Annotated in this window: 11 protein-coding genes; 10 read left to right on the top strand and 1 reads right to left on the bottom strand. The window is 68.5% G+C overall.

The window, feature by feature from the left end:
* Positions 1-400: 400 nt before the first annotated feature.
* The 3 genes from I6U14_RS17775 (at position 401) to I6U14_RS17765 (ending at position 1,649) form a co-directional block, all read left to right on the top strand.
* Positions 401-616, top strand: coding sequence for a hypothetical protein (locus I6U14_RS17775; protein ID WP_296901151.1), 216 nt, complete (start codon positions 401-403; stop codon positions 614-616).
* A gap of 75 nt (positions 617-691) precedes the next feature.
* Positions 692-1,174 carry an antitoxin Xre/MbcA/ParS toxin-binding domain-containing protein gene (locus tag I6U14_RS17770; protein WP_296901147.1) on the top strand — a complete coding sequence of 161 codons (483 nt, stop codon included), beginning with the start codon at positions 692-694 and terminating at the stop codon, positions 1,172-1,174.
* 10 nt (positions 1,175-1,184) lie between these two features.
* Positions 1,185-1,649 carry an RES family NAD+ phosphorylase gene (locus tag I6U14_RS17765; RefSeq protein ID WP_296901145.1) on the top strand — a complete coding sequence of 155 codons (465 nt, stop codon included), beginning with the start codon at positions 1,185-1,187 and terminating at the stop codon, positions 1,647-1,649.
* Between the two features lie 4 nt (positions 1,650-1,653).
* Here I6U14_RS17765 and I6U14_RS17760 read toward each other — a convergent pair whose 3' ends face one another.
* Complete coding sequence (locus I6U14_RS17760) at positions 1,654-1,854, bottom strand: hypothetical protein (protein ID WP_296901143.1); 201 nt, start codon at positions 1,852-1,854, stop codon at positions 1,654-1,656.
* A 206-nt stretch (positions 1,855-2,060) separates the two neighbouring features.
* On the opposite strand from I6U14_RS17760, the gene I6U14_RS17755 reads away from it, so the two are divergent.
* The 7 genes from I6U14_RS17755 to I6U14_RS17725 all read left to right on the top strand — a co-directional run.
* Complete coding sequence (locus I6U14_RS17755; protein ID WP_296901141.1) at positions 2,061-2,492, top strand: DUF1826 domain-containing protein; 432 nt, start codon at positions 2,061-2,063, stop codon at positions 2,490-2,492.
* A 3-nt stretch (positions 2,493-2,495) separates the two neighbouring features.
* On the top strand, positions 2,496-3,155 hold the full coding sequence (locus tag I6U14_RS17750; RefSeq protein ID WP_296901138.1) for a DUF1826 domain-containing protein: 660 nt from the start codon (positions 2,496-2,498) through the stop codon (positions 3,153-3,155).
* A 353-nt stretch (positions 3,156-3,508) separates the two neighbouring features.
* Positions 3,509-4,279 (top strand): DUF4198 domain-containing protein, encoded by a 771-nt coding sequence (locus I6U14_RS17745; RefSeq protein ID WP_296901154.1) that lies wholly within the window; start codon positions 3,509-3,511, stop codon positions 4,277-4,279.
* Positions 4,280-4,353: 74 nt separating this feature from the next.
* A complete protein-coding gene (cbiM, locus tag I6U14_RS17740) occupies positions 4,354-4,974 on the top strand; it encodes a cobalt transporter CbiM (RefSeq protein WP_296901136.1) in 621 nt (206 codons plus the stop codon).
* 118 nt (positions 4,975-5,092) lie between these two features.
* The gene (locus I6U14_RS17735) at positions 5,093-5,695 is read left to right on the top strand and encodes a hypothetical protein (protein ID WP_296901134.1); all 603 of its coding nucleotides are present in this window, start codon (positions 5,093-5,095) and stop codon (positions 5,693-5,695) included.
* Positions 5,692-6,450, top strand: a complete 759-nt coding sequence (gene cbiQ / locus I6U14_RS17730) for a cobalt ECF transporter T component CbiQ (RefSeq protein WP_296901132.1) — start codon at positions 5,692-5,694, stop codon at positions 6,448-6,450. The genes I6U14_RS17735 and cbiQ overlap by 4 nt, the downstream gene beginning before the upstream one ends.
* On the top strand, positions 6,447-7,077 hold a 631-nt coding region (locus tag I6U14_RS17725), incomplete at its 3' end, for an energy-coupling factor ABC transporter ATP-binding protein (protein WP_296901130.1). The genes cbiQ and I6U14_RS17725, both read left to right, overlap by 4 nt.

Genomic DNA, 7,077 nt, shown 5'->3' with positions numbered 1-7,077 from the left:
CCCGGCTCCGTCTGATTTTTGGGCAGGATGCCCAATAAATCAGCATCTCCCTAGAGCATCGAGCACCTTGACCGGGAAGGCGACTTGGCGCTTGGATGTGATGCGGACGTAGACGGCGCTGACTCCTGGGCTGATGCGAAGCGCTCACCTGACCTTCCCTCAGCCATATCGTATCGCTGTAAGGGGGCGACTCAACCTGGCGCGTCATCGAGCCGCGAGCAGCTGCCCGGCATCCGGCTCAAACCGCAGCACGCGGCTCGAAAACAGCAGCGTGACTGACACGCAGAGAGAGAACTGACGGCGCGTCACCGGCGCAACGCAGCGCTTCGTAGACTATTGACCGAGATCATCGGCCGCAGCCGCGAGGCTTCTTCGATGCCCGTTGAGCGGCGTCAGCTACATGGTGACCCCCTGCCGGCCTGGGCTCTACTCCGACGCGCTGTCACCGCCGGGCGGTCCGGCCGGCACCTACCTGGACATGATGCGCCACAACCTGGCCACGCTGACCGCAGCCCTGGTGCCGGCGCCCGACGAGGCGCCCGAGCATGTGGCCGATTTCACCTCGGCGAACCGCTCCGGAGCCGCCGTGGACGTCGACCGGGTGGAGGCGTCCTGAGCCCGGACCGGCTTGCATTGGTTCCATTTGAGCCTATGCTTATGCTCAATTGGTTTCAGCGGCCGAGCGCACCCGATGTCTGCCAACGCCTTTGCGTATCTGCCCGAAACGGGCTCGATGCCGGCATCCGCCGACACGACGGATGCCGATGCCCTGGCGTTGCTCGGAATACCTAGGCATGACGACGACACCGCCTTCGAGCATGTCCGTCGTGGTCGGCCGACCAGCGTGTTCGACCGTTGGGCCGAGGCCCTCGGCAGCGTCCAGCGCGGGCGGGGGGGCATTGCCGCCTTCGCGCCGACTACTCGGAGCCGCCGGCGCCGCGCGCATCCGCCGAGACTCTCCGCGACCGAGAGCGACCGCATCTACCGCATCGCCGATGTGCTAGCCGAGGCCCTGCGCCTGTTTGAAGGCGATCTCGACGCCGCGCGCGAATGGCTCACCGAGCCGGCCAAGGCGCTTGGCGGCAGCCCTCCGCTGGAGCGCCTCGAGGCCGAGGTCGGCGCCACCGAGGTGCGCCGGCTGATCGAGCGCCTGGAGCACGGCATCCTCTGCTGAGCCCCGACCAGTGCGGGCCTATCGGCTGGTTAAGGCACGCTATGCCGCCACGGCCCTGGACGGTGCCGGCGCGCGCCGCTGCGGCGGGCGGTGGAACAGCCCGGGAACGTCCGTCGTCTACGCCTCGACCAGCATCGCGCTGGCCGCCCTGGAGCTGCTCGTGCACCTGCACCGCAGCCAGGTCCTCGCCGCCTATCGCGTCTTCACGCTGAGCATCCCCGACGGCGCCGTGCTGCGGCTCGACGCCTCCGCACTGCCGGCGGACTGGCGCGCGGACCCCGCCCCACGCACAACCGCAACAATCGGCGACGGCTGGATTGCCTCGGCAAACTCCCTGGCCCTTCGGGTACCGAGCACCGTGATCCCGCGCGAGGACAACCTGCTCATCAATCCCGCCCATCCGCACTTCAGCACAGTCGCCGCCGCGGCCGACGCCGAGCCCTTCGGCTTCGACCGGCGCCTTGCTGGCTCCTGATATCTCAGGCTGCGCCCGAGGGCACACGCTCGATCTGCAGCAGATACATGCCGCTCTTTTGCACGTCCAAGATCGTGCTCTCACCGATGTCGTCGACCGTGTCGCCGATGTTGACATTCCCGCTCAGGCACGCGTCGCAGATGATTTCACCGTTGCCAAGATCCAAGAACAGGATGTTGTCCTCTTCGTAGTAGACGATCTCCATGACAGTGGCCTCTGTTGCCAGTCGACCATGATGGTCTTGAGGAGCACCGCATCTGCGACGAGCACTGCAAAGCAAACCAGGGTGTCTTGCATCGCAGCAACCCTTGGGCGGGGCGGTTGGCGCTGAGAAATAACAACGTTATATTGTTACCCTCCTCGCTCCAACCAGAGCATTGGTGCCCGACGCAGCCCCTCCGGAGGGAAGGCATGACCGAGATGACCACCGTTACCGCCACGCGACTTCCGGCCTCGTCGCGTCCTCCGGCACCGGCCACCGCTGCGACGGCATCGCCGGCGCCGCTACCCGGTGTCGTGCAGACATCCGCCGGCGACGGGCTGTCGCTGATCACCGCGCCTGACGCGACCCTCGCCGTCTGGGCCAGGCCGGCGGTGCCCGAGATCCTGGCGGAGATCGCCGCTTGCGCACCGTTGTCGGCACCCGCACTGCGCGCAGAGCTGGCGACCACGGAGCTGATGCGGGACGCGAAGACCGTGCTGTCTGGCCGACTCGCGCCGTTCTGGGTCGGCATCCTGAAGGGGGAGCGTTACCCCGGTAACGCCGGCCGCGGGCAGGTGCACCGCTCGCCGCCGGTGGCCGATGGTGTGCCGCCGCGGCTGTTGTTCTGCCTGGATACGTGATCCTTGAGCGGAACAGACACTGCCCTCGTGGATGCGCTCGCCGCATCCCCCAGTCCAATCCAGGCGCCTGCCGACTCTGGCGTGCGTGTGGTGGATGCGCTGGTGGACGTGGTCGCGATCTTCGAGCCGCAAGTGCAGGTGTGCGTCTACCGCCGCCCGCCGCTCGTGTGCCTGCAAGCCGCGCTGGCGCAACAGATACAGGCAAGTGCGCTCACCGGCTTCAGGCGCGTCGTGGATGCCGGCCGGCCCGTGCCGGCTCTGCCGTTGCCCGATGCGGCCATCGCCGCCGGCGCCGCGCAGGAACTGGGCTTTCTGGTGGAGGTATTCGGCGAGCTGCTGGGCTGCCCGCGCATCGGCCTGCGTCTGGAGGTGCTCGACCGGGCGATGTGTCCGCGCTGGCACCGCGACCACAACGGCATTCGGCTGCTGTGCACCTGGCTCGGCCCCTGCACGCAGTGGCTGGACGATGCCGCCTCGCCCGTCACGCATCCCGCGCAGCTACCGGCTGACGCGCCCCCGAGCGGCCGGGCCGCACCCTTCGATCTGGTGCTCCTCAAGGGCGGCCTGTGGCAAGGGAACGCCGGGCGCGGCGCCATTCACCGCTCGCCGGATCCCGCGGGTGCCGCCCGCTGCCTGCTGGCGCTGGACGCCCTCTGGGACTGAGCACGCGCCACCGCAGGCCGCGCGTCGGCCCTGCTGACTCACCCCCAATCCAGTCCGACTGATCCGGAGCCCAAGCCCATGACCGCTCATATCCCGCCCCCCGGCCACAACGACGGAAGGCTCCCCGTCACCGTCCTATTCGGTTTTCTCGGCGCCGGCGCAAACCCACTGCGTTCCGGCGACGCTTGAGTCTGGCTGCACCCGGTCTGTATGATCATTCCGTAAATGCTCATATCTCGCTGCGCAGCGTGCCTGGCGGCACCACGCGGACTTGACCCACCGCCCCACACTGAGCCGAACCGAGGGAGCCCCCGATGGCAAACGCTTACCCCAAGCCGGCGCGGCGCGCCCGCATGTGCGTCCCGTGCGCGCTGTTGCTTGCCCCGCTCTTTGCCGTTCCGCTTGAGGCGACAGCCCATTTCCAGGAGCTGATTCCTTCCACCGAGATCGTTGATGCCGACACCGGCGGTGACCTGACGCTGGCGCTCACCTTCACCCACCCGATGGAGCGGGGACCGGCGATGGCGATGGGCGAGCCTGCCGCCTTCGGCGTGCTGACGGCAGACGGCAAACAGGACCTCAAGGACGCCCTGAATCCGGTGGATGTGGACGGCAAGCGCGCCTACCAGGCGAGCTTTACAGTACCGAGGCCGGGCGGCTACATCTTCTATATCGCGCCTGAGCCCTATTGGGAGCCGGCAGAGGGCGTGATGATCGTCCATTACACAAAGAGCGTCGTCGACGCCTACGGCGCCGAAGAAGGCTGGGACCGCCTCGTCGGCCTGCCCGTGGAGATCGAGCCCCTGACCCGTCCCTATGGTCTCTGGGCGGGTAATGTCTTCACCGGCGTGGTCAAGAAGGCCGGTGAGCCTGTCCCCTTCGCGGAGGTGGAAGTGGAGTGGCGCAACGATGGCAGCGTGGAGCCGCCAGCGGCGCCCTTCGTCACCCAGGTACTGAAGGCCGACGCCAATGGCGTGTTCAGCTACGCTATGCCCCGGGCCGGCTGGTGGGGCTTTGCGGCGCTCATCGAAGGCGACGAGCCCATGCAGAATCCAGACGGCGAGGAGGTGCCGGTGGAGGAAGGGGCGCTGATCTGGGTTCGCGCCCGCGAGATGGCACCCTAAAGAGTCCCGAAGCGGTTCTCGAACAGGTCCGGAACAGATTCCGCCAGATCCCGTAAGAACAGAAGACTGCGCGTATGGCCCACATCCCCGACGGTGTCCTGAGCGCCCCGGTGCTGCTGACGGGTGCCGCGGCGTCGGCCGGGCTGCTGGCCGTCGCCCTGCGCCGGCTGGACTACGACGCTCTGCCGCAGGCGGCAGTGCTGGCGGCGGCCTTCTTCGTCTCTTCGCTCATCAGCATCCCGCTCGGGCCGAGTACTGCGCACCTGCTGCTGAACGGGCTGATGGGCCTCCTACTCGGCTGGACGGCGGTGCCGGCGCTGTTCGTGGCCCTGGTGCTGCAGGCCGCCTTCTTCGGCTACGGCGGAGTGGTGGTGCTCGGCGTCAATACACTGAACATCGCCCTGCCGGCGCTCGTTTGCGCGGTGGCGCTCCGGCCGCTGCTAGCCGGTGCGGGCCCCCGTGCTCTGCTCGGTATCGGCGCTGCGGCCGGTGCGGGCGGTGTGCTGCTCACCGCGGCATTGGTGGCCGTGAGCCTCGGGCTGAGCGGTGAGCCCTTTCTGCCGGCGGCCAAGGCCGTGGTACTAATCTACCTGCCCCTAGCGCTGGTGGAGGCGCTGGTGACCGGGACCGTGGTGAGTTTCCTGCACCGCGTGGCGCCCGAGATACTCTCGGGGTCAGCGAGCCGCTATGCCTGAGCCATCTCCGCGGCTTGTCGGGGCGCTCCGTGCGCGCAGTGCACCAGTGTTTCCAGACAGCGCTCACCCGCGGCGTCGGCTCAGTTGGCATGGCGTATTGTGGGGTTGCCTGCTCCCAGTGCTCCTAGCAGCCGACCCGGCCCTGGCCCATAAGCTCAACCTATTTGCCGCCGCGGACGGCCGACGCATTCAGGGGGAAGTCTACTTCTCCGGCGGTGCCAAGGCGGCCGGTGTGCCGGTGCTGGTCCAGAATGCCGCGGGCGAGGCGCTGGCCGAGCTGCGATCGGGCGCCGACGGCCGCTTCTCCTATGAGGTTGAGGCGCCGGTTGGACATCGCATCGTCGCCGAGACGCCGGATGGTCACCGGGCGCAGTGGCATATTGACGCCGCCGAGCTCGCTGGGGCGTTTGCGGCCGCCGTAGAAGGCGACGCTGATACAGCGTCGGCATCGGTGCAGGCAGCGGACACTGCTGGATCCAGCCCCGGCCCCTCGCCAACAGAGAAAAGCACGACCATCGGTTTCGAGCATGCACTCGATCCCGCTATGGCCGCCGCCATCGAGCGCGCCGTCGCCCGCCAGGTCCGACCGCTTCGGGAGGATGCCCTTGCCGCCCGCGAGGCGGTCCAGTTTCGCGACGTGCTGGGCGGCATCGGCTACATCCTGGGGCTCGCCGGACTCGGGCTCTGGTGGCGCTGCCGGCGTTCGCAGGCCGGCCGGTGACGAGCAGGCGGCCGTTCGGCGGTCCAAGCGGGCATTGGCTCGGCCGCCGCAATCCGCGCCTGCTGCTGGTGGTCACCGGGCTCTTTGCAGTGGTGACGGTGAGCCTACAGACACTCGCCGCCGCTACCGTCGCGCTCGGCTTCGGCGTGGCGGCGGCCGCCGCCGGCGGCCTGCCCTTTCGGTCCTTGCTCAAGCGGCTTGCGGCGCTTGAGGCGCTGATGGCGGTGCTGCTGGCGACCCTGCCGTTCACGGTGCCGGGTGACGCAGTGCTGTCGCTGGGTCCGCTCACAGCCACGCGGGAAGGCGTACATGCCGCCGCTCTGATATTCCTGCGGGCCAATGCCGTTGTGCTGGTGCTGCTCGGCCTACTCGGTAGTTTGGAGCCTGTGGTGCTGGGACATGCCCTGGCGCGGCTCGGGGTGCCGCACAAGCTCGTGCATTTGCTGCTGCTGACCATAGGTCAAATCAAGCACTTGGATGACGAGCGCTGGCGGTTGCGGCGCGCGATGCGGGCCCGGGCGTTTGTGCCACGCAGTAATCGCCACACCTGGGTGAGCTACGGCAACCTCATTGGTATGCTGCTGGTGCGCAGCCTGGAGCGCGCGCGGCGCATCGAGGCGGCCATGCGCGCGCGCGGCTTCCAGGGCCGGCTCTACCTGTTGGACGATCGGCACTGGCACCTCGTGGACACCGTCTCCCTTGTCGTGCTGGTCCCGTTCTTGGCCGGGCTCTTGGCGTTGGACCGGCTGCCGTGAGTGCACCGCTGTTGCAGCTCCAGAGCGTGCACTTCGGTTTCGTTGACCGCGCGGTGCTGCGCGGCGCGGACTTCGCGCTGCATCCCGGCGAGCGCGTGGCCCTCACCGGGCGCAACGGCGCCGGCAAGACCAGCCTGCTGCACCTGCTGGTGGGCTTGCAGCGCCCGAGCGCCGGGGAGGTGCTGGCCTTCGGCGAGCCGCGCCGGGTGGAGGCCGAGTTCGTGCCGGTGCGTGCGCGGGTGGGGCTGCTGTTTCAGGACTCCGACGACCAGCTCTTTTGCCCGACAGTGCTGGAGGACGTCGCCTTCGGCCCCCTCAACCTCGGACGCTCCCGCGATCAGGCGCGTGCCGACGCCGAAGCGACCCTCGCCGCCCTCGGCCTTACTGGCTTCGGCGAGCGCGTGACCCACCGCCTCTCCGCCGGCGAGAAAAGACTGGTAGCGCTGGCGACGGTGCTCGCCATGCGCCCGCAAGTACTGCTGCTGGACGAGCCCACCAACGGGCTGGATGAGGCCACCGAGGCGCGCTTGCTCGCACATCTGGAAGCGTTGGATCTGGCCATGGTTATCGTCTCGCACGATCGCCGGCTGCTGGTGCGGCTCGCGACTCGTGCCGTCGTCCTTCACG

It is taken from the genome of Thiohalocapsa sp. (assembly GCF_019695415.1).
In the GTDB taxonomy this organism is placed as follows: Bacteria; Pseudomonadota; Gammaproteobacteria; order Chromatiales; family Chromatiaceae; genus Thiohalocapsa.
Note: the sequence above shows the minus strand (reverse complement) of the source record. Positions and strands in the feature narration are given on the sequence as shown.

Coding starts and splice junctions, on each gene's coding strand:
- I6U14_RS17775 (WP_296901151.1), top strand. CDS start 401: ATGGTGACCCCCTGCCGGCCTGGGCTCTACTCCGACGCGCTGTCACCG.
- I6U14_RS17770 (WP_296901147.1), top strand. CDS start 692: ATGTCTGCCAACGCCTTTGCGTATCTGCCCGAAACGGGCTCGATGCCG.
- I6U14_RS17760 (WP_296901143.1), bottom strand. CDS start 1,854: ATGGAGATCGTCTACTACGAAGAGGACAACATCCTGTTCTTGGATCTT.
- I6U14_RS17755 (WP_296901141.1), top strand. CDS start 2,061: ATGACCGAGATGACCACCGTTACCGCCACGCGACTTCCGGCCTCGTCG.
- I6U14_RS17745 (WP_296901154.1), top strand. CDS start 3,509: ATGTGCGTCCCGTGCGCGCTGTTGCTTGCCCCGCTCTTTGCCGTTCCG.
- cbiM (WP_296901136.1), top strand. CDS start 4,354: ATGGCCCACATCCCCGACGGTGTCCTGAGCGCCCCGGTGCTGCTGACG.